Source organism: Corynebacterium sp. zg-331, assembly GCF_014267345.1.
Lineage (GTDB): Bacteria > Actinomycetota > Actinomycetes > Mycobacteriales > Mycobacteriaceae > Corynebacterium.
Genome location: NZ_JACMYD010000005.1, coordinates 89306 through 109063, shown reverse-complemented (window position 1 = coordinate 109063; position 19758 = coordinate 89306). Strand labels below are relative to the sequence as shown.

The 19758-nt window shown below is 65.3% G+C and carries 25 protein-coding genes; 18 read left to right on the top strand and 7 right to left on the bottom strand.

The genetic code is table 11. The features are described from left to right. The first annotated feature begins 2 nt into the window (after positions 1-2). The 5 genes from H7347_RS07450 to H7347_RS07430 are packed head-to-tail and all read left to right on the top strand — an operon-like array spanning position 3 to position 6340. Complete coding sequence (locus H7347_RS07450; RefSeq protein WP_152822844.1) at positions 3-1787, top strand: ABC transporter ATP-binding protein; 1785 nt, start codon at positions 3-5, stop codon at positions 1785-1787. Continuing rightward, positions 1784-3571, top strand: a complete 1788-nt coding sequence (locus H7347_RS07445; RefSeq protein ID WP_152822842.1) for an ABC transporter ATP-binding protein — start codon at positions 1784-1786, stop codon at positions 3569-3571. Before H7347_RS07450 ends, H7347_RS07445 begins: the two co-directional genes overlap by 4 nt. Further along, the gene (locus tag H7347_RS07440; protein WP_370513940.1) at positions 3568-4176 is read left to right on the top strand and encodes an MptD family putative ECF transporter S component; all 609 of its coding nucleotides are present in this window, start codon (positions 3568-3570) and stop codon (positions 4174-4176) included. The genes H7347_RS07445 and H7347_RS07440 overlap by 4 nt, the downstream gene beginning before the upstream one ends. After that, positions 4163-4843 (top strand): CbiQ family ECF transporter T component, encoded by a 681-nt coding sequence (locus tag H7347_RS07435; RefSeq protein WP_186337361.1) that lies wholly within the window; start codon positions 4163-4165, stop codon positions 4841-4843. Before H7347_RS07440 ends, H7347_RS07435 begins: the two co-directional genes overlap by 14 nt. A 24-nt stretch (positions 4844-4867) precedes the next feature. Further along, positions 4868-6340, top strand: coding sequence for an ABC transporter ATP-binding protein (locus H7347_RS07430; RefSeq protein ID WP_152822836.1), 1473 nt, complete (start codon positions 4868-4870; stop codon positions 6338-6340). Here the strand turns inward: H7347_RS07430 and H7347_RS07425 are convergent. Further along, positions 6256-6897: a trypsin-like serine protease gene (locus tag H7347_RS07425; protein WP_152822834.1), complete on the bottom strand. Its 642-nt coding sequence runs from the start codon at positions 6895-6897 to the stop codon at positions 6256-6258. The two genes, H7347_RS07430 and H7347_RS07425, sit on opposite strands and share 85 nt — an antisense overlap. Before the next feature lie 11 nt (positions 6898-6908). Next, positions 6909-7646, bottom strand: coding sequence for a 3'(2'),5'-bisphosphate nucleotidase CysQ (locus tag H7347_RS07420; RefSeq protein ID WP_152822832.1), 738 nt, complete (start codon positions 7644-7646; stop codon positions 6909-6911). Positions 7647-7664: 18 nt separating this feature from the next. Here H7347_RS07420 and H7347_RS11000 point away from each other — a divergent pair, with 18 nt between their 5' ends. From H7347_RS11000 to H7347_RS10990, 3 genes are all read left to right on the top strand, one after another. After that, on the top strand, positions 7665-7970 hold the full coding sequence (locus H7347_RS11000) for a DEAD/DEAH box helicase (protein ID WP_370513939.1): 306 nt from the start codon (positions 7665-7667) through the stop codon (positions 7968-7970). A 208-nt stretch (positions 7971-8178) separates the two neighbouring features. Further along, entirely contained in the window at positions 8179-8388 is a 210-nt protein-coding gene (locus tag H7347_RS10995; RefSeq protein ID WP_186337360.1) for a hypothetical protein, read from the top strand. Then, positions 8325-8987: a hypothetical protein gene (locus H7347_RS10990; protein WP_186337359.1), complete on the top strand. Its 663-nt coding sequence runs from the start codon at positions 8325-8327 to the stop codon at positions 8985-8987. Before H7347_RS10995 ends, H7347_RS10990 begins: the two co-directional genes overlap by 64 nt. Before the next feature lie 135 nt (positions 8988-9122). Here the strand turns inward: H7347_RS10990 and H7347_RS07400 are convergent, their stop codons facing one another. From H7347_RS07400 to H7347_RS07380, 5 genes are all read right to left on the bottom strand, one after another. Beyond that, complete coding sequence (locus tag H7347_RS07400) at positions 9123-10310, bottom strand: tyrosine-type recombinase/integrase (RefSeq protein WP_152822826.1); 1188 nt, start codon at positions 10308-10310, stop codon at positions 9123-9125. Positions 10311-10401: 91 nt separating this feature from the next. Then, a complete protein-coding gene (locus tag H7347_RS07395; RefSeq protein WP_152822824.1) occupies positions 10402-10884 on the bottom strand; it encodes a hypothetical protein in 483 nt (160 codons plus the stop codon). Between the two features lie 13 nt (positions 10885-10897). Further along, positions 10898-11668, bottom strand: a complete 771-nt coding sequence (locus tag H7347_RS07390; RefSeq protein WP_227659061.1) for an excalibur calcium-binding domain-containing protein — start codon at positions 11666-11668, stop codon at positions 10898-10900. 103 nt (positions 11669-11771) lie between these two features. Continuing rightward, complete coding sequence (locus H7347_RS07385) at positions 11772-12164, bottom strand: ImmA/IrrE family metallo-endopeptidase (protein ID WP_152822822.1); 393 nt, start codon at positions 12162-12164, stop codon at positions 11772-11774. Next, complete coding sequence (locus tag H7347_RS07380; RefSeq protein ID WP_152822821.1) at positions 12142-12609, bottom strand: hypothetical protein; 468 nt, start codon at positions 12607-12609, stop codon at positions 12142-12144. Before H7347_RS07380 ends, H7347_RS07385 begins: the two co-directional genes overlap by 23 nt. 161 nt (positions 12610-12770) lie before the next feature. Between H7347_RS07380 and H7347_RS07375 the strand changes: the two genes are divergently transcribed. From H7347_RS07375 to H7347_RS07330, 10 genes are all read left to right on the top strand, one after another. Next, on the top strand, positions 12771-13001 hold the full coding sequence (locus H7347_RS07375) for a transcriptional regulator (RefSeq protein WP_152822819.1): 231 nt from the start codon (positions 12771-12773) through the stop codon (positions 12999-13001). Between the two features lie 85 nt (positions 13002-13086). Next, entirely contained in the window at positions 13087-13869 is a 783-nt protein-coding gene (locus H7347_RS07370) for a phage antirepressor KilAC domain-containing protein (RefSeq protein ID WP_152822817.1), read from the top strand. A gap of 650 nt (positions 13870-14519) precedes the next feature. Beyond that, entirely contained in the window at positions 14520-14705 is a 186-nt protein-coding gene (locus H7347_RS07365; protein ID WP_152822815.1) for a hypothetical protein, read from the top strand. Positions 14706-14886: 181 nt separating this feature from the next. Beyond that, positions 14887-15060 carry a hypothetical protein gene (locus H7347_RS07360; protein WP_186337358.1) on the top strand — a complete coding sequence of 58 codons (174 nt, stop codon included), beginning with the start codon at positions 14887-14889 and terminating at the stop codon, positions 15058-15060. A gap of 124 nt (positions 15061-15184) precedes the next feature. Then, entirely contained in the window at positions 15185-15391 is a 207-nt protein-coding gene (locus H7347_RS07355; RefSeq protein WP_152822813.1) for a hypothetical protein, read from the top strand. Between the two features lie 301 nt (positions 15392-15692). Next, positions 15693-16670 (top strand): YqaJ viral recombinase family protein, encoded by a 978-nt coding sequence (locus tag H7347_RS07350; RefSeq protein WP_152822811.1) that lies wholly within the window; start codon positions 15693-15695, stop codon positions 16668-16670. Between the two features lie 212 nt (positions 16671-16882). Then, positions 16883-17716, top strand: coding sequence for a hypothetical protein (locus H7347_RS07345; protein ID WP_152822809.1), 834 nt, complete (start codon positions 16883-16885; stop codon positions 17714-17716). Then, the gene (locus H7347_RS07340) at positions 17716-18159 is read left to right on the top strand and encodes a hypothetical protein (protein ID WP_152822808.1); all 444 of its coding nucleotides are present in this window, start codon (positions 17716-17718) and stop codon (positions 18157-18159) included. Before H7347_RS07345 ends, H7347_RS07340 begins: the two co-directional genes overlap by 1 nt. Positions 18160-18214: 55 nt before the next feature. Beyond that, positions 18215-19162, top strand: coding sequence for a hypothetical protein (locus H7347_RS07335; protein WP_152822806.1), 948 nt, complete (start codon positions 18215-18217; stop codon positions 19160-19162). Next, the gene (locus H7347_RS07330) at positions 19155-19628 is read left to right on the top strand and encodes a hypothetical protein (RefSeq protein ID WP_152822804.1); all 474 of its coding nucleotides are present in this window, start codon (positions 19155-19157) and stop codon (positions 19626-19628) included. The genes H7347_RS07335 and H7347_RS07330 overlap by 8 nt, the downstream gene beginning before the upstream one ends. Positions 19629-19758: the final 130 nt, after the last annotated feature.

The following is a 19758-nucleotide window of genomic DNA, read 5'->3' as shown; positions in this document are numbered from 1 at the left end:
TCATGACCGCACACGCTCACCCGGTGGCATCGGAGGATCCCGGGGGTGACACCCTCGCTCCACCGGGTGCGATGACTCGTATCCTGCGCCCGGTCGTGCCCGCGCTCACGGCCGGCGTGATCCTCCAGGTGCTCGGCTCGGCGGCAACCGTCGTGACCTACCTGGCCCTCGCGGCCCTGGCCGACCGTCTCCTCGATGGCGATACCGCCGTGACCGGACCCCTCCTGTGGTTTCTCACCGGCCTCGGGCTCAGCGCTCTTTTCGGTGCTCTGGCCCTGCTCATCACGCACTTTGCGGACGTGAGCCTCCAGGCTCGCCTGCGCCGCACCCTCGCGGCGAAACTCTCCCGGCTACCCCTCGGGTGGTTCGATGACCGCTCCTCCGGGCGGGTGCGCCAGGCCGTCCAGAACGACGTCGATTCGCTGCACCAGCTCGTCGCCCACACCGTCGTCGAGCTCGTCGCCGGCGCACTCACGCCTCTTGCGAGCATCATCGTGTGTTTCCTTCTCGACTGGCGACTCGGCCTCGTCGCCCTGCTGCCGGGTGTGCTCTATCTCGCGGCGTTCAGCGCCCTCGCCAGCGGTTCCAATCGGGAGGTCATGGATCGCATCCACGAGGGACTCGCCGGGGTTTCTGACGCGGTCGTGGAATACGTCAATGGCATCGCCGTCCTCAAGATCTTCAACCACGGTGAGGAGGGCTCTCGCCGGTTCGCGGAGCGCTCGGATACCTTCCTTCGATCCTTCGCCGCGATGGTCGCGCCGCAGATGCGCGCCCAGTCTGTCGCGGTGATCTTCCTGTCCGCGGCCTTCGCCGGGGCCGTCGAACTCGCCTTCGGCGCGTGGTTTGTGCACGTGGGATGGACCCGCCCCGCCGACGTGCTCGTCGTCACCATCATCGCGATGTTTCTCCCCGTGAGCCTCCAGACCCTTGCCCTCGGCAACCAGGCCCGCACCCAGGCCGTCGATGCCGCCGGGCGCATCGTCGAGATCCTCGACGAACCCGAGCTGCCCGTGACCGACTCCCCACGCCGCCCACATCCGAACGGATCGAGCTACGGCGTCTCGCTGCGCGATGTCACCTTCTCCTACGGCGCGGACACCCCGGCCGTGGATAAAGTGACCGCAGAGATCCCCGCCGGCGGCGTCACCGCCCTCGTCGGACCGTCCGGTTCCGGCAAGTCGACGCTTGCCGCCCTCATCGCCCGATTCCGGGACGCGGATGCCGGAACCGTCGCCGTCGGCGGGGTCGATGTGCGGGACATCGCCCCGGAGGTTCTGCGCCGCACCGTCGGCACCGTCTTCCAGGACGCGGGGTTGCTGTCCATGTCCGTCATCGACAACATCCGGCTCGGCGCCCCGGACGCACCGGAGGAGCGGGTGATCGAGGCCGCCCGCGCGGCGAATATCCACGACCGCATCCTCGCCCTGCCCCGCGGGTATGACTCGGTGGTGGGTGAGGACGCCCGTCTCTCCGGCGGGGAGGCCCAGCGCATCGGCATTGCCCGCGCTCTCCTCGCCGACACCCCGGTGCTCATTCTCGACGAAGCCACGTCTGCAACCGACCCCGAATCCGAGACGGCCATCCAGGAGGGGCTGACCCGCCTCACGCGTGGCCGGACCATTGTCGTCATCGCCCACCGGCTCACGACCATCGCGGATGCCGACCGCATCCTCGTCATGGATCGGGGAGCCCTCGTCGAATCGGGGACGCACGGAGAACTCGTCGCCTGTGGCGGGTTGTACGCCCGCATGTGGGAGGACATGGAACAGGAGGCCACCCGATGATCCGTTCACTACTCGCCCTCACCGACGGACAGGACACCCGGCGTATGCGCCAGGTGCTCGCTCTCGCCGTCGCGGCCGGGATCACGCAGGGCATCGCCGTCCTGCTCATGGTTCCCGTTCTCACCTCGCTTTTCCGCGCCGACTGGTCCGCCACGGGGCGGGCACTCGCCGTTCTCGCCGTCGCGGTCGTTATCCACTCCGTCATCATGACCGTCGCCACGAATCGCGGGTTCACCGGCTCCCTCGGCGTTATCCGGTCGATGCACCGAGGCCTCGGGGAGACACTGCTCCGTTTACCGCTGAGCTGGTTCGGCCCGGAATCACAGGGCCGGGCATCCCACTCGGCGGTGCGCGGAACGCTCTTCGTCGCCACGGCGGCGATGGACGTCCTGGTCCCCCTGACCGTGAATATCACCGCCCCGGCGACGATCGCCGTCGGGGCGCTGCTGCTGGACTGGCGGGTCGGCCTGGCGCTCGTTCTCGCCGGGCCGATCGTGTACCTATCCTCTCGCGTCGCCGCCCGGTGGGAGTCCGCCGGGGAAGAGCGGGTGCGGGAGGTGCGCGCGGAGACGGATTTCCGGCTGCTGGAGTTCGCCCGGGGCCAGCAGGTCCTGCGTTCCTCCGGCATCGCCGCGGACTACCCTCCGCTGCACCGGGCCATCGACCGGCAACGGGCGATGAGCCGCAGGGCGCTGTGGTTATCCGTCGGCGGGATGGTGCTCCAGGGATTTATCATTCAGCTCATCCTCGGCGCGGTTGCGGCGCTCGCGCTGTGGACGGACGTGGGAGGCGATGGTGATGCCGTAACGGCGGTGGCGCTTATCGGCCTCGTTACCCTTGCCGCGGGGCCGCTGCGGGTGGTGTCGTCCATGTCCACGGCCCTGCATCAATCAAAGAAAGAGATTGATGAGGTCCGCGCGCTCTTGGACACGCCGGGCCTGCCTGAGCCGGCCGCTGCGGTGTCTTTCCCGGAGCGGGCCGACGTCCGCCTTCGCGATGTTCGCTTCAGCTACGACGGTGACTCGACCGGACACCGGATCCTCGATGGTGTGGACCTCACGATCCCGGACCGGACCTATACCGCGCTCGTCGGTCCTTCCGGTTCCGGCAAGACCACCATCGTGCGGCTCCTCGCCCGGCTGTGGGACGTCGATTCCGGCTCCGTGGAGATCGGCGGCGTAGACCTGCGGGACATGACGACGACCGATCTCTACGGTAACCTGTCGATGATTTTTCAGGACGTCTACCTCTTCGACGACACCCTGTGGGCGAATATTGCCCTCGGGGACCCGTCGGCGTCCCCGGAAGACATCCGCGCGGCCGCCGACTGGGCGCACGTCACGGAGATCGCCGACCGCCTCGCCGACGGCTGGGATACCCGCGTCGGGGAGGGCGGCAGCTTGCTCTCCGGGGGCGAGCGCCAGCGCGTATCCATTGCCCGGGCGCTGCTGCGCAAGGCCCCGCTCGTCCTGTGCGACGAGCCGAGTAGCGCCCTCGACTCCATCACCCGCCGGGCCGTGACCGAGGCCCTCGCGGACCTGTCCCGCGACGCGACCGTCATCGTTGTCGCCCACCAGCTGGAGACCATCCGCAGCGCCGATCAGATACTTCTGCTCGAAGGCGGGCGGATCGTCGCCCAGGGAACCCACGAGGAACTTGCGCGTGACGACGATCGCTATCGACGATTCTGGTCCCTCCGCGAGGAAGCCGGCCGCTGGAACCTCGCGGCCGACCGGCGAGAACCAACCACGAACCTCCCTTCACGAAAGGATCTCTTCCAGTGACTATTCCTGAGAACACCCCCACCCGCTCCGGTGGGATCACCGGCCGTGACCTCGTGACCGTCGGCATCTTCACGGTGATCTTTGCGGTGATCAACGTGCTGTTCAACGTCATCGGGGTGCTCGGGCCGGAGGTGCAGCCCTTCGGAGCCGTCGCCGCGATCATCGTCAATGGCATCCCCTTCGCGCTGTTTATCCGGCGCGTTCACGGATTTGGTCTCGTGACGACCGCCGCCACGCTGCTGAGTCTCATCTCCGGCCTGCTCGGCGACGCCTTTGTCGGCGTCCCGATTGCCTTCCTCCTTGGCCTCATCGCCGATCTCATCATCCGTAGCGGCGGCTACCGGGACGCCGGGCGCACGATCCTCGGCTACGGTATCTTCGGCATCTACCCCATCGGGTCCTTGCTGCCGTTGCTGTTCATGCGGGACGAGATCATTACCCGGTACGCAGAGAACTCTGACCCCGAGTGGGCCCAGCGCTTCAGCGACTTTCTCTCCACGCCGATGGTCATCGCGATGATTGTTCTCTTCTTCCTCGCCGCGCTCATCGGCGGGTGGATCGGTCAGCGCGTCCTACGATCGTATTTCTCTCGTGCGGGCCTCTAATCCCGGGTGCGATGCCCGCGTCGCCGTCGTCTCCCTCGTCATCATCAATATTTCCCTGTTGACCGTCGGCACCGAGCTGGTCGAGGTCGTCGGCGCGGCGATCGTCATCGCGGCCCTGCTCGCCGTCGGTCGGCCGGTTCTCGCCGTCGTTGTTCTGGTCCTGGAGGCGGCGCTGGTCTTCGGCGTGCACGGCGTAGTGCCCGTCCTCGTCGTCTTCGCCCTTACCTTCACCTATCGTTTCTTCCTCGTGGGATTGCTGTCGTGGGTGCTCCTCGGCGGGATCACCACCGGTTCGCTCCTCGCGGCGATGAGGTGGGGGAGAGTGCCTCGGGTACTGGCGGTCCCGGCGGTCGTCGCGGTGCGTTTCCTGCCGGTCGTCGTCGATGATGCTCGCACCATCCGTGACAATCTCGTCCTCCGGGGGATCGTTTCCTCGGGGGCGGCCCTCTTCCTGCACCCGGTGACGGCGATTCGCCGGGCGGTGTTGCCGCTCGTGGCGAGTTCCGTGCACACCGGCGACGAGCTCTCTGCCTCCGCGCTGCTCCGGGGCCTCGGTTGCACGCGCACGCCCACCTCCGTCGTGTCCCTGCGGCTGGGGTGGGTCGATGCGCTGCTGCTTATCGTCGCGGTTGCGGTGGGCGTGCTCGCCGTGCAGCAGTCCCTCTGAACGCCCCTGACCTCCAGGAGATCCATGATTACCGACCCGATACCCGATTCTTCCCGCCCGGTCGTCGATATCCGCGGCCTCACCCTCACCACCGATCCCGGCGGCGAGGCGCTCCTCGATGACGTCACACTCCGGATCGATCCCGGTGAGATCGTCCTCGTCACCGGGCATTCCGGGGCGGGGAAGTCTTCCCTGCTGCGCGTGGTCAACGGACTCGTTCCGCACGTGTACCCTGGGCGCGTCTCCGGCCACGTTGAGGTCGGAGGGCAGGACCCGTCGAGAATCGATCTCGCCACCGCCGGGCGTACCGCCGCGACCGTGTTCCAGAATCCCCGCACCCAATTCTTTGCCACGGACGTCCTGTCCGAGATCGCTTTCGGGGTATCGAACGCGGAGCTACCTCGAGACGAGATCCTCGCGAGGGTGGATGCCGCCGCCGGTCGTTTTGAGCTCACCGGGCTCCTGAGTCGAGGCATGGCGGAGCTCAGCGGCGGTGAGCGGCAACGGGTGGCGCTCGCCGCCGCCGTGGTGTCCCGGCCGCAGCTCTACCTGCTCGACGAACCGACCGCGAACCTTGACATCGAGAGCACCCGTCGCTTTACCGAGGCGGTCTGGCGCGTGCGGAAGGCCGGGGCGACGGTCATCATCGCCGAGCACCGGATGCACCACCTCGTGGGCGTCGTGGACCGGGTGGTGCAGATGGAGGGCGGTCGTATCGTCGGCGACCGGTCCGCCGACGATTTTTGGGCCATGACCCCGCAGCAGCGCATCGCCGGGGGATTACGCGCATTCGAGGAGCCACCGGAAGACGGGCTCGCCCCGGTGCCGCGGACCGGAGGGGACGGCCTGACCGCGGAGAACCTCGTCGTGCGCCGATCGGGGAAGAAGAGGCTGTCCCTCCCGGCCGCGCGGTTTCCCCGGGGAGCGGTGACCTGCGTGACCGGCCGCAACGGTGCGGGGAAATCGACGCTGCTCCGCGTGCTTGTCGGCCTACAGAAGGCCGAGGGCGTCGTGCGGTTGGATGGGCAGGAGCTCTCCCTCCGGCGACGCCGGGCGGTGTGCTCGGCCGTGATGCAGGACGTGAATCGTCAGCTGTTCGGCGAGAGCGTCGAGGATGAGCTGCGACTTAGCGCGCGCGGCGCGAGGGATGAGGAGGTGCTGCTTGCCTCGCTCGGGTTGGCGGGCCTGGGCGATCGACACCCGCTGAGCCTTTCCGGTGGGCAGAGACAGCGCCTGGCGGTGGCGACCGCGCGGATCGCGGGCTCGGAGGTCATCGTCTTCGACGAGCCGACGTCCGGGCTGGATCTCAGGGCGATGGAGCAGATGGCCATGGTCATCCGATCCTGCGCCGAGGAGGGGGCCGTGGTGATCCTGGTGACGCACGACCGGGAGCTCATGGACCGCGTCGGCGACTACGAGCTGCGTGTGTCCCGGCTATGCTCCCCGAACCCCTCCTCGATGAGGTGCAGGGGCGTAAACAGGGAGTTGTCCTCCTGATTCCCGGCGGAGAGCACGGCCACCACGTTGCCCTCCTCGTCCATGAGCGGTCCGCCGGAGTTGCCGGCGTAGGTCACCACGTTGGAGTTGATGAGCAGGCTGGGGTAGAGGTTGCTGCCCACGGAGACGTAGCGGGGCACGTCCTCGGTGATGACGCCCACCGCGTAGTTGCCGGGTGCCTGGAACTGCACGATGTCCCCGGTGCGCAGGGCGGCGGAGTCGCCTCGGGCTACCTCGTCGGCCACCTGCACGTCGGGATCGAGGGCGATTTGCACGGCGTCGAGGGGCTGGGCGAGGTCAGAACCCAGGGCGGTGATGGTGCCCAGGGGCTGCCCGGTGTCGAGGGAGCGGATAGTGTCGCCCACCCGCCAGTTGCCGAATCCGCAGTGCAGGGCGGTATAAGCAGTGGTCTCATCGACCACCGTGAGGGTGCACTGGTAGCCCTCGGCGGCCTTGATCGCCATGGCCTGGTGAACGATGGTGCTGGCGTGTGCCGCGGGTGTGAGGGTGGCACTAAGGGCGATGGCCACCCCGAAGAGGGCGCGGGTGATCTTCATAGGCCTTTAAATTACCCGTGGCGGGCCACCGTTTCCAAGATGTCCTCTGCAAGCTCGGGGCGGCAGATGAGGAGGTCGGGGATGTAGGTGTCCTTGTTGTTGTAGGTCAACTCGCTGCCGTCGAGGCGGGAACAGTGCAGGCCGGCGGCCTTGGCCACGCCCACGGGGGCGGCCTGATCCCATTCGTACTGGCCCCCGGCGTGCACGTAGGCGTCGCAGTCGCCCAGCAGCACGTGCATGGCCTTGGCCCCGGCGGAACCAAGGGGGGTGAGGTCGAAACCGAGTTCCTCGGCCACGGTGGTGGCGATCGCGGGTGGGCGGTGCCGGGACACGGCGATCGTGCGGGCGTAGGGGCCGGTGACGGCGCGCACGTCCTGGGAATCGAACACCACGCCCAGGTCGGGCAGGCCCACGGCGGCGTGAATGGGGACCCCGTTTTCGACGAGCGCAATGTGCACGGCCCAGTCCTGGCGGCCGGTGGCAAACTCCTTGGTGCCGTCGAGCGGATCGACGATCCACACCCGCTCCTTGCCCAGGCGATCGAGATCGTCGGAGGCCTCCTCGGAGAGGAAACCATCGTGGGGGCGGTGTTGTCCGAGCACCCGGGAGATCCAGCTTTGGGCCAGCTCGTCGCCGGCGTCCCCGAGGTTTCTGCCGCCCAGCAGGCCCACGTTGCGGATGCCCTTGAGGATCTCTGCGGCCCCCTGCGCGAGGTGATGGGTCAGGCGGGCGTCGGAAAGCTCAGTCATGCCCGCCATTTTATCCCTTTGGTTAGATTTAGGCATGGCCGTTTTGACCGATTTCACCCCCGGGTATTCGCCTGGTTTCAGCAGCGCCTGGGCGAGCCCACCCCGGTGCAGAAACAGGCCTGGGAGGCCATCGGGAAGGGACGCAACGCGCTGGTGGTGGCGCCCACCGGCTCGGGCAAGACGCTGGCGGCTTTCCTCACCGCGATCAGCGGGCTGATCGACGCCCCGCCCGGGGTCAAGGTCCTCTATATCTCCCCGCTGAAGGCCCTGGGGGCGGATGTGGAGCGGGCCCCGGTCACGGCGGATAATGAGGCCTTCGACTGAGAACTCGGTGACCGTGTCATCCGCATCGACCTGGCCGACGTGCCCATCCTCGACCAACCCGCGCAATTGGCCGCCCGCTGGGCGCGCCATCGCGGCCCCTCCACGGCGTCGGAAGCCCGCGAGGCGTTGGGGATCACCCCGGAGGTGCTGGACGCCTTGCCCTTGGTGCGCGGACGATTCCGGGAGGGAATCGAGGAACAAGAGTACTGTGATCCGGACACCCTGGGCCGGTATCGACGGAGCCTACGAGGCTATCGAGCAGCTCGCGCGCGTGGCGGACTACGCCCCCGAGCAGCAGGAGGTGCTGGAGGCCTTCGACGGCGGCGCCTATCTGTTCCAGGAACTCCTGGCAAGGTGTTGCTGGATTCCGCGACACTGTGCACCACGCTATGGTCGCTGGTCGGCGCGGGGGCGGTGAGTCTGGATTCCTTTGTCCGACTGCGTGCGCGGGAGACCGACGAGGTGCGGCGGCGCACCCCGCGGACACGCTGGGCAGGTGGAGCCTGGCGCTACGGGGTGGTGGCGCGCGGCAGCGTGACGGCGGAGGGCGGGAACTTCGCCCGCGCCTACAAGGTGCTCTCCACGTACGAGGAGTCCGGCAAGGCCATGCGTGGCATGTTTATCGAGGGGCTGGGGGCGGCGCAGTTTTCTTCCTCGGCGGTGGTAGACCTGCTGCGTGACGCCCCGGAGGCGCCCACCGTGGTTCTTGCCGCGAGCGATCCGGCCAATCCCTTTGGCGTGGCCCTGCCGTGGCCCCAGCCGGGATTATCGCGCTCCTCCGGGGCCGTGGTGGTGCTGACGGGAGGGCAATTACGGGCATATCTGCGCGGGAAAAGTTTGTTTCTCCTGGGGCAACCGGGGGAGATCGTGGCGGCCCTGCGTGGTGCCGGGGTGGTGGAAAAGATCGACGGGGAACCAACCCTTACTCACCCCCTCCTGGTCGATTTCCGGGCGGCGGGAGCTGAGATTGCCCTCGTGGCCTGCGGTTTTAATATTTTTTGCGGTTGCCAAATGTAGTGTGTGTAAAACCAGTTTTCTTGTACCAAAAGATGATCTAGGCTGTGGGCAGCGGGTTGGACGCACCACGGTAAGTGTCCAGCAGGATAAGCGCAATCCGGAACGATACGCCAAAATGCCCCACACAAACCCCGATTAACCTGCGGAAACATAAAATCTCCCTCCGGAATCCTCTCCACGATCCCGCAAAAATCCCGCACGAGACACCGCCCCCGAAATCGCCGCACGAGTCTGATCCTCCGCACCCGGCCACAGATGCACATAGACCGATAGCGTCATCGACGCCGACTCATGCCCCATCGCAGCCCGCACACCAGCCACCGACACCCCACTATCAATCAGCAGCGAAGCATAGTAATGCCGCAGCGAGTGGAACGTCACCGGAAGCCCGAGGAAGCCTGTCGTGATCCGCAGCGCGGCCCCCGCCCCCACACGCCCTATCGGATGCCCACCGGCCCGCCGAAAGACTCTCTCGCCCATCGGCTGCCCCGCGCACCATCGATCCAGCACCTCCAGCAGGTCATCGGCCACCGCGATCTCACGCCGCGACGCTCGCGTTTTCAGCGGCAGCAGCCCATCCCCAGCAGGAGCAGCCTGCTGCTCCACACGCACTACACGACGCAAAAAATCCACGTCCTGCACCCGCAGGCCACACAGCTCCGAGATACGCATACCCGTACCCACTGCAGTGCGCACCATGTCTGCAATATCTGGCCGCGGCCCCTGGGTACGGAGAGTCCCGCGCTCCATGTATTCCGCCCCACCTGCCTCCAGGCGCTCCACGATCGCTGCGACCTGCGCGCTGGTGGGGATCTGGGAGCGCGACACGCTCCGAGATGCCTTTACCCGCGGGGCCTTGATGGGATTGCGGGCGATGAGACCATCATCCACGGCGAGGCTCACGGCGGCGGAGACGACGTGTACCCACCGCTGGGCCGTGCCCTCCGAGACTGTCTGGCCGCCCCTCCATGGGCGGCCCTTGATGAGCATGGTGGCCCAGTCATCGGTATCGCGCCTGCGCAGCTCGGCGAGGGGTACGTCCGCGATGGGGCCGAGATTCGCTGCGACGGTGGCGTAGGCAGCCCTGCTAGACTCGCGGAGTCCAGGGCGGCTGGCCCACCGCTCCAGGGCCTCGGACACGGTGATCTTGTGTGTGGAGGGGTCTACCCATTCTCCGCGGCGCATGGCCCGCTGCTGCTCCGCCTCCCAGGCCTTGGCCTCACGCTGCGTATCAAAGGTCTTGGAGTGCTCTTTGCCCTGGCGGTCGCGGTAGCGCCCTACCCACCGGACCTTGCCCGCGGTGGTCTTTTTCTTCTGTGGCATGGTATAGTTAAAACTGCTCCTTTCATTGGGTCTGGGGAGTAATGGTTGAGAAACCCCCGTAGCGTGGTGGCTACGGGGGTTCTTTTTGTGCTCAGCTGCCCATTTGGGTGGAGCACTCCTGGGTCCACCCGGTAGTCCCGTCGGTGAAAAATGTCGTGCCGCGCTCGTACATGTCGGTGGTACCGCAGTGGTCGATGGCCTTGTCCAGTATCCTCGGTGGTTCCACCTGTAGGGCGCCCTGGGTGCCGTATACCCCGGGCGAGGGGGGTTTGGCTGCGGGAGGCTCGTAGACCTCCTCCGGCTGCTGGGCAGGGGCCGCGGCTTCTGGTTGTACGGGAGGGGCCTCCGGGGCGACGGGAGGCACCTCGGCTTCCTCGATGGGGGAGGGCTCTTCGCTGCCGGGTTCCTCTGTGTCGCTGGGGGCCATGGTGCTTGTCGCCTGGGTAGTGCTGCTGGCCGTGGTCGGCGTGGTGGTCGCAGTGAGATCCTCGTGGCCGATGCTGTCTGAGCTGCAAGCGGTGATGGCGAGGGTCATGCCCGCCGCAGCGGTAGCAAGGGTGATGTGCTTTTTCATGGGGTCCTCCGGGTTAGTGTTCGCAGGCGATGCCGTCGCCGTCGCGGTCGAGGCCGGGGCGGTAGCCGGGGCTTCCGGCGTAGAGGGGCGCGGCTCCGGCGGCTTTGGCCTGGCGGCAGCTGGCGTAGTACACGGACGCCGGTGCCGGGGCAGGCTCGGGCGCGGGGTTGTAGGCCACTGGCTCAGGTTCCTGTGCGGCCTGGTCCTCGCTCGCGGCGTCTGGGGCGTCCTGCTCGGCAGGCTCCGCCCTTTCCTCCTCCTGGTTTGCCTCTTGGGGCTCCTCGGTAGCGGTCTCGGTGACGGTGACCACCTCTTCTGAGGTGATTTTCACGACGCTGGTCTGCACCTCCACGGAGGTCTCTGTCACCAGCCTGGGTGTAAAGCCAGCCTCTTCTGTTTCGGTTTCCGTCCCGGGGGTGATCGCGGCGCCGGTGAAAAGGGCTACGACGGAGGCGATGGCGACGGTAGGCCAGCGGCGGCCGATCGTCTCGGCTGCGGGCGGCTCACCCAGGAGCGCACGGTCAGTCTCCGAGAGCAGGCCGTAGTTGGTCGCGTGCTGGGCAGCAGTCTCGCGGGCCGCCTGGTCGCGCTTCTCGCAGTACATCCACCACACGCCGGGAGCGCAGAACGCCCCTCCAAAAAGGAGCCCCGCGAGCGCGGACTGGAGTCTACTTTCGTCGCCATTGGTGCCGAAAGCGCCGCCCAGTACGAGTATTAGCCCGGCGATGATGGTGGTCCATGCGAGGACTTTTTTCCAGGTAGGGGGCTTGTGTTGGTTGGGCATGGGGGTGTCCTTTCGTGGTGGGCTGGGGTTTTACTGTGAATAATATTGCTATTAGATGGGATTGTGTTACACCGCCGGGGGTATTGGGGGTGCCTAGCGGGGGTCATGCTGCGAGGCGCTTGCGCTCCCAGGTCTCAGCCCACACCCCCACCAGGTGCTGGGTAACACCCAGCCGTGCGGCGATGATCCTATGATCGTGCCCGTAGGCGCGCTCGGCAGCGGCGTAGTCCGCCTCGGAGATGAGCAGCTGCGCGGCGTACCGCCACGCGATTTTTTCGTGCCGTTCGTCGTGGCCTGCGGGGTGTCCGTAGCGGGCGTGCCCTAGCTCGTGGGCGAGGGTGCAGCGCGTCTGCGCCTCGGACATGCCGTAGCGGATACTGATCCGCTGGGTCTCGGGTATCCACGCGCCTTTGGGGCCGCCGGTGTGCCAGTGCACGGAGATGCCCTCGGCCTCGGCCAGGTCGATCAGGGTCTCAGTCGATAGGGTCCTCGCCATACTCCCACCTCAGCTCGTCTTCGTCTGGTGTGCTGTCCGCAGCATAGGCCTCGGTCGGGACAGTAGGGGTGCTTCCGTCACCCCCACCCGCACGCCGTGCGCGACGAGCAGCGAGTTCGTTCACGTCCGTGGTGAGGTAGTCGGTCTTTGCGCCGATCTTCATGCGGCGCAGCACCTCATAGGCCAGCTGCTCCTCGGAGACCTCCTGGAGGATACGGGCGGGGTCGATCTGCTGCGCCCACTGCTCATCGAGGTACCCGGTGTCCACGAGCGCGCCGACGGGGTGATGGCCATAGGCGATGGCGATGGCAATGACGTTCTCGGCTGAGATGCGGTCGCGCTGTAGCTGGGAGTTGAGGGTGCGATTCGAGAATCCCGCTTTGCGGGCTATCTCGCGTTCGCTGTCCCCTTCGGTGATCTGAGCGATCCAGGTGCCATGTTTCATGCCCTAGAGGCTACATGGACGAGTCGGTGTGTGCAACTTTGAGACACGTTTACCTGCGGTTTTGTGAGTCCACCGTTCAAAGTTTGCAATCTGTGAACGCATCGTGCATGATTGAGACATGCCGGTCAGGAAATGACCGCAAAGACTTAGGAGGTGAACCTATGGAGTATCGACTGGACCCCACGGTCTTGGATCACGCGAAGGCTGCGAGCGGAGCCCGCTCAGACGAGCAGTTGGGGCAGATGTTCCTCTACAAGACCGGGGAGACGGTACGGAAGTGGCGACGAGGGGCCACCAACCCAGATGTTGTGAGCCTGATGCGACTCAAGAACATCACCGGCCGCCCCCTCGACACCATGATGATCCACGAAAGCGCGACCGCCGCCGCATAAATCGGATCGCACCGCATAAGCCGCATAAATGAAGAAGCCCCGCACGAAGCGGGGCAACTAAGAATCCAAAGGAGAATATAACACGATGGACGTTCAGTTGTTCAACTTCCGCGACCACCAGGTGCGTGTGGTCGTGGCCGAGGACGGTGAGCCGTGCTGGGTCGCCAGCGACGTCGCCAAGGTGCTCGGATACCGTGACGCTGCGAACCTGGCCCGTCGCCTAGATGAGGACGAAAAGGATACTCACTCAGTGAGTACCCCCGGCGGCACACAGCAGATGGCCACCATCACGGAGTCTGGTCTGTACTCCGTGATCCTGGGGAGTAAGCGCCCCGAGGCGCGTGAGTTCAAGCGCTGGGTCACCGGCGAGGTACTTCCCTCGATTCGTAAGCGCGGCGGGTATCTCACTCCAGCGGCGGCGGAGGAGGCACTGACGAACCCGGACTTCATCATCCGCCTGGCTACGGACTTGAAGGAGGAGCGGGCGCGCCGTGCGGAGCTGGAGGCCCAGGCCGAGTTGACTGCGCCGAAGGTCCTGTTCGCGGACGCTGTGAGTGCGTCAAAGACCAGCATTCTCGTGGGTGACCTGGCGAAAATCTTGCGTGGCAATGGCGTCCCGGTGGGTGCGAACCGGCTGTTTGCGTGGCTGCGCAGTCACGGGTTCCTGGTGTCCCGGAAGGGTATGGACTGGAATATGCCCACGCAGCGTGCGATGGAGTTAGGACTGTTCCGTGTTAAGGAGACCACGGTGGTGCATTCGGATGGGCATACGTCGCTGTCCAAGACGCCGAAGGTGACGGGCAAGGGGCAGGAGTACTTCATCTCCCGTTTTCTTGATGGTCGGTTCCGGGTTGAGGGGGCTGCGTGATGTAGCTGGCGTGTTGTGCCGGTGGCCTGGGCCTGGTGGCTGTTGGGCGGGTTCGATTCCTGCCGCGGGTGCGGGGATACGTGTATCCCAGATTATCGACACAGTGATGAATCTCTGTGTGTGTTGTAGTACTGCAAACTCAATAGTGCATAGCGCTGGTGTGATACGGGTGCAGGCAGTCGGGTGGTGAGCGTGGTTCTTAGATCGCCGTGACCCACCCGGGCCTGCGGCTACACCGTGTGGTGGGGTAGCGCCCCCACGCGAGGGAACGACCAGCGCGGATACAAATCAAGGCCGCCCCAGGGTGGAGCGTGGTGTCACCGTGACTATATCCGTATTGGAATTGGGATGTGCAAGCATGGCGACACAACACTGGGGGTTCAATTCCTCCAGGCGGCACGGCGCGCGACAGGTGTAATTTTCCCGGTTCGAGTCCGGGCGCGCGCACTGGGGTGGGGCGTCAAAGGCGGGTTTCGTGATCTTTCCCTGCTTAAGGGCCACCCATGATGGCGCACATATCTCTGCGTCGAGGTGGCACCTGCACTCCACCCCTGAAATGTAAAGCCCCGCGTGCCTGCTAGCACCAGGCGCACGGGGGTGATTCCCAGATGAGGAGGAACCAAATGTCCAGGATAGCAAGACTACCGCGTGTGTCGCGGTGCTACTCCCTACAGGAGGTTGCCGAGATCAGCGGCATTGCGTATTCCACGCTGTGTGAGCAGTCCCGCGAGGGGCGTCTCGACCCGCAGCTGCGGGGAATCCGCACCGGAACAAAAACTGTGTTCCCGAGGGCTGTGATCGATCGGCTTTTCCCGCCCGTGCAGGAGGTGGCGTGATGGAGTACCCGGGTATGGCCCCACAGGTGGCGGCTAAGCGACTGCGGGGCGTCGTTGGGCTGTTGGCGATGATCCGTCGGGATTCGGCGTTCCTTACGCCTAAGCAGCGGATTCAGATTCATGAGGCGGAGCGCGTTTTGGGCGATTTGGCGCGTGTCGCAGAGAGAAAGGCAGGCAAATCGTGACTGTCGGTGAGTTTGAGTCGCGCGAGTCGGATTTGTTGCGTCTTGCGGATGTGACTGGGGTGCTCACGGAGGAATACATCACCCCGGGCGATGAGGTGGGCGTGGGGTTCCTCCTTGCACTCATGCTCTACTGCTTGGGCGTGTACGCGGGGATGGAGCTCCTGCCATGACTAGCCCTGAACACGAAATTGTAAGGAAACTTCAGTGGATTATCCTGCGTTACCATTCCTGCCTTAGTCCTGCTCTTTATAATGCACTGGATAATGCTCTTGATATAGCGCAAGGGGAGGTAGAATGACGCCAAATGAAGCACTCAATCGGCTTGAGTTTTATGATATTTTGTGCCTACAAAATGTCGCCAGGGGTGGAGGGAAACTCAACTCAGAATCCCTAAGAGACCTAGAAAATCTGGGCCTTGTCATCGAGATCGACGGTAAGTACTACACCACCACGCTCGGCAGCAAGGCCCTCAACCTCGCCTCACGAAAGGGGCAAAAATGACCACCATAACCCGCATAGGGGCGTGTGTGAACTGCGGGCGGAGTATGAAAATCGCCGCTCGGGATCGGTGCTGGGCCTGCTACAGGCACCGCCACAACACCGCCTATTTCCCTGAGGCGGATCGCTCAATCCCGGAAAAACTGGCGGACGAATGGTCACATTTCAAAGCGCTGATGGGCCGGGAAGCGGCGATTTATCGCCTCGCGGATGCCTTTCAGTGCACGGAGAATACGGTCCGGTCCTGGGCTGATGAGCATGACCCTGCCCCTAGGCTGGCGTACTGGACTCAGGGGGTGGTGGCATGAGCCGCGTCCTAGTGCCTGCGGAGATGGCGGCCCCGGGCAGCCCGGAGCACGCTCGGCTGGTGACCGCCTCGAAAATCCCCACCATCCTGGGGCTGAATCCGTGGGAGACACCCTCTGAGCTGTGGATGGTGATGTCCGGGATGGCCGAGCCGGAGGCATTGTCTGGGGATTACCTGGACTGGGGGCATGATGCGGAGGACTCCCTAGTGGCGTGGTGGCGACGCCACCATCCAGGGTGGCGCACCGGGCGGGGGGAGGTCGCCTACACCGACGAGAACTTGCCGTTTGCGAATCAGGCCACACTGGATAGGCGTGCGGCACGAGGGCGGGGGCATTGGATCATCGAGTGTAAGACCTCCAACAGCTTGTCCGTATGGGACTCTGAGACCGAGCTCCCGGCGCATATCTACCCCCAGGTGCTCGCACAGATGGGCATCTCGGGTATCCACCAGGCCACGGTGGTCGCTCAGGTCGGCTCGACGGTACCGCGCCTCTACGAGGTGGCGTGGGACGCTGATTTGTGGGAGGGCGTCGTCGCCCAGGTCGCGGATTTCGTAGCGAGTCTGGGGGAGGCGGAGCCACCACGGCCCCCAGCAGACCTCCTGCGCGCCGTGGACACCGCCCAGGCCCCCACCGTGGGGGAGGAGACCGTGGAGCTCACCGTGGGGCAGGTGGCCGAGTACCACCGCCTCCTGGAGGAAAAGGCCCGGGTGGAGGAGGCCCTGGAGGCCGAAAAACGCGCCCTGGAGGAGCTGGCGGGCGGCCGCAAGGCCACCGTGGACGGTAAAGCCTTCATGTCGCCGGTGGCGGGCCGATTCTCCGCCCGGGCGGTACCAAAGGAAGCCCGGCACCTGCTCAAAGACCCGGACGTGCTCACCCCGAAGCTCGACGCCGCAAAGTTCAAAGCGAAGTACCCGGAGGTTGTGGCTGCGGCCACCGGGGCACCTACCTACCGATTCAGAAAGGCAGCCTAAACATGGAACTGCGTTTTGTTGAAGAGGGAGAAATCCCCGCTCCGGGAGTAATGAAGCCCCGTAAGCCTCATCCGCTAGATAAGGAAATTGCGGCGGTCACCGATATGGAGCAATAAGTGGTCCAAGCACTGGGTGAAGAAGGCTCAGCGTCGGTGGATGAAGCGCCGGGTGAAAACCCACGGCGACCCGAAGAACAACAAGAAGGAGAAGAAATGAGTACGGAGATTCAACCCCTCGGTGGGGGTGTGCCGGATACGACGGATGAGGGCCTGGCGCTGCTGGTGCGGCAGGCTGAAGCGATGGACGCGGCCCACAAGCTCGCCACCGCGCTATGCAACACTGCGATGGTGCCGCAAGTTTTCCGTAGCAAGCCCGATGATGCGGCGGCGGCGATCCTCTACGGCGCGGAACTCGGATTGAAGCCGCAACAGGCGTTGCAACAGGTTTTCGTGGTGCATGGGCAGCCCGCGATCTACGCCCGCACGATGGCAGGCCTCCTCAAAGCCAAGGGGTATTGCTTTGAGACGGTGGAGTCCACGGATGAGTCGGTGACGGTGACCGGCACGTCGCCGCGCGGGGAGACGGAGACCTCCACGTGGAGCATCGACCGGGCGAAGAAGGCCGGGTACACCAGCAACAAGAAATACGCCTCGGACCCGCAGGCGATGCTGTACGCCAAGGCCCTGTCTGAGGTGTGCCGCAAGCTCGCCCCGGATGTGCTGCTGGGTATCCGCTACACGGCGGAGGACCTGGAGCTGGAGCCGCGCCCCGTGAAGGCCACCGCTAGGCGCATGGACGGCCAGGGGCAGGAGCGTGGCGCAGACGCGGTGCGCGCCGCCCTGGAGGCCAAAAAGCAGCAGACCGGAGGGGACCGTACCCAGCTCGACAAGGCTCTAGCGGCGCTGGCGCAGGTGGAGGACCGGGAGCACCTGGACCGGATCATCACCCACGCCCAGGGCATTGGGATGCCCCCCGAGCAGCTCACCGAGCTGGCCGAGGCCGCCGCCACCCGCGCCGAGGAGCTACCCGAGCAGGAGGCCGCGTAATGCCCACACCACGAGCGGAGATCAGGGGAAATGCTGTCAGGGATGCCTTTACGGGCACCGATAAGAACGGCAATCCATATTTGATGGTGACCGTGGGGTGCAATGACTCCAAAAAGGTAGGTGAAAATGAGTGGGACACTTTGCGTTCCATCTTCATTTCCGTGCGGCTTTTTGGGGCTGATCCCACTATGCACGTGCCCCAGAAGGGGGACACGGTAAATGCCTTCGGGCGGCTTTATGAGGAGCAGTCCACGGGCAAGGACGGCAAGGAATATAAGAACGTCGTCATGGATGCGGAGTATGTGCATGCCTGGCCTCGTAAATCCCAGCAGGGGTGGGGTCCTGCGCGGCAGGCCTCGCAGGGGTCTTCGGATCCGTGGAACTCCGCTCCGCCGCAGGGAGGGTTCGGCGCGGGGCGGGGTGGTGAGGAGCCACCGTTCTAGGCGGTGTCCACCACCCCACACTGGGGTAGACCATAAGGGGAAGGAGGTGACGGGGGTGGCGCGTATTCGGAGTGTGAAGCCGGAGCTGTGGTCCTCGCCGGGAATCGAGACACTGGAGTATCAGTGGCGGTTGCTTTTCATTGCGATGTGGCAGTGGGCGGATGACTACGGGAGAGGGACGGCGGAGCCTCGGGAGCTGATGGGGTTCGCGTTCCCGAGGGATGAAAACATCACCCTCGAAGATTTCCGCCGAGGACTCGGGGGGATACATCGAGTGTTCGGCGTAAAGTTTTACCAAGTTTCGGGACGTCCCTACTACTCGATTTCGACGTGGGAGAAGCACCAGAAGATCGACAAGCGGGCGAAGAGGTCAAAACACCCTGCCCCGGAGGATGGAACGCCGTTTGATCCGACAAAGCCCCTGTTCAGACAGGTTCCCGCCGAGGACTCGGAGGGATACATCGAGGATTCGGGGGAGTCCGCCGAAGTTTCGGGAAAACTCGGAGTAGGAACAGGGGAACAGGGGAACAGTAAGAGAGCCCTATCGGGCTCTTGCTCAAACGGGCCGTTTGAGCGTGATCGTGCCTCGGGGGAACCCTCTCGAAAGCGTGCTGAGTACCCGGTCGGGTTCGAGATGTTTTGGGCGGCTTATCCGCGTCGCACGGGCAAGCGCAAGGCTCTGGAGGCGTGGAGGCGTGCGAAGGGGCGGGGTGGGGAGCAGGCGGTGCTCGATGGGGCGAAACGCCTGGCCAGCGACCCGAACCTGCCCGAGCGGCAGTTCATCCCGCACCCGGCGACGTGGCTGAACCGCGACGGCTGGGAGGACGAACCTCTGCCTGTGAGAAATGCCGGTGAGCAGCAGAAACCTCGGCGCTTGCGGGGCACTAGGCCCGAGGATTGGGGGCCAATGCCAGGCAGGCAGACCGTGGTGTCGCCACCGGCTCAGGGGGCGTTGACATGGCCGAGTAATCCTCGCTACCCGAAGGAGATCACCAGTGCATGAAACCGCCTATGACCTGGGGCATTACGTGCTATCGGCGGGGAAGGTTCTGGCTCCGGATCGCTTCCCGCAGCCTGATGAAGACGGCGTGACGGCCACGGCGTGGGGGGAGGTTTTGGGCCGGGTGTCGCTGCCTCCGCAGGTGTGGCTGGAGGCGGTGAAGGTGTGGTGTCTGGAGATGGCGGGGGATCGTATGGTTACCCCGCGTGACCTGCGGGAAGCCGCTTTTGTGGTGCGGGATCGGTGGGAGGCGGACCCTGCACGGCGGGAGGCGCTGGCGGCGCATCGTGAGCAGCTGCGTGAGGAGCGTGACCGGCAGCTCGCGGAGGGTACGTTTGGGCAGCTCAGAGGCTATAAGTCGCTGGCGCAGCGGCGTGCTGATGCTGGGGAAGTTGCTCCGGATGTGGGGGAGGCGGCGGGGGCGCGTCAGCGTCTCACGGCGATGATCGGGAAGATCGGCCAGGCCTAGAGTGGCCCAAAAACGAACGAGAGGTGGGCTCTCGCGGACTTTTACCCCCTCCCTGGTACTCGTGTTCATTTCGGATATCTCGAAGCGGGAAAACGGCCTTTAAGCGCCGCACCCACACGCCCCACCCCGC

Bases quoted from the DNA above. Each gene is read 5' to 3' on its own strand.
- H7347_RS07340 (WP_152822808.1), top strand. From the start codon at position 17,716: ATGCCCACACCACGAGCGGAGATCAGGGGAAATGCTGTCAGGGATGCC.
- H7347_RS07345 (WP_152822809.1), top strand. From the start codon at position 16,883: ATGAGTACGGAGATTCAACCCCTCGGTGGGGGTGTGCCGGATACGACG.
- H7347_RS07355 (WP_152822813.1), top strand. From the start codon at position 15,185: ATGACGCCAAATGAAGCACTCAATCGGCTTGAGTTTTATGATATTTTG.
- H7347_RS07380 (WP_152822821.1), bottom strand. From the start codon at position 12,609: ATGAAACATGGCACCTGGATCGCTCAGATCACCGAAGGGGACAGCGAA.
- H7347_RS07450 (WP_152822844.1), top strand. From the start codon at position 3: ATGACCGCACACGCTCACCCGGTGGCATCGGAGGATCCCGGGGGTGAC.
- H7347_RS07400 (WP_152822826.1), bottom strand. From the start codon at position 10,310: ATGCCACAGAAGAAAAAGACCACCGCGGGCAAGGTCCGGTGGGTAGGG.
- H7347_RS07375 (WP_152822819.1), top strand. From the start codon at position 12,771: ATGGAGTATCGACTGGACCCCACGGTCTTGGATCACGCGAAGGCTGCG.
- H7347_RS07385 (WP_152822822.1), bottom strand. From the start codon at position 12,164: ATGGCGAGGACCCTATCGACTGAGACCCTGATCGACCTGGCCGAGGCC.
- H7347_RS07390 (WP_227659061.1), bottom strand. From the start codon at position 11,668: ATGCCCAACCAACACAAGCCCCCTACCTGGAAAAAAGTCCTCGCATGG.
- H7347_RS07395 (WP_152822824.1), bottom strand. From the start codon at position 10,884: ATGAAAAAGCACATCACCCTTGCTACCGCTGCGGCGGGCATGACCCTC.
- H7347_RS07370 (WP_152822817.1), top strand. From the start codon at position 13,087: ATGGACGTTCAGTTGTTCAACTTCCGCGACCACCAGGTGCGTGTGGTC.
- H7347_RS07420 (WP_152822832.1), bottom strand. From the start codon at position 7,646: ATGACTGAGCTTTCCGACGCCCGCCTGACCCATCACCTCGCGCAGGGG.
- H7347_RS07445 (WP_152822842.1), top strand. From the start codon at position 1,784: ATGATCCGTTCACTACTCGCCCTCACCGACGGACAGGACACCCGGCGT.
- H7347_RS07425 (WP_152822834.1), bottom strand. From the start codon at position 6,897: ATGAAGATCACCCGCGCCCTCTTCGGGGTGGCCATCGCCCTTAGTGCC.
- H7347_RS07430 (WP_152822836.1), top strand. From the start codon at position 4,868: ATGATTACCGACCCGATACCCGATTCTTCCCGCCCGGTCGTCGATATC.
- H7347_RS07350 (WP_152822811.1), top strand. From the start codon at position 15,693: ATGAGCCGCGTCCTAGTGCCTGCGGAGATGGCGGCCCCGGGCAGCCCG.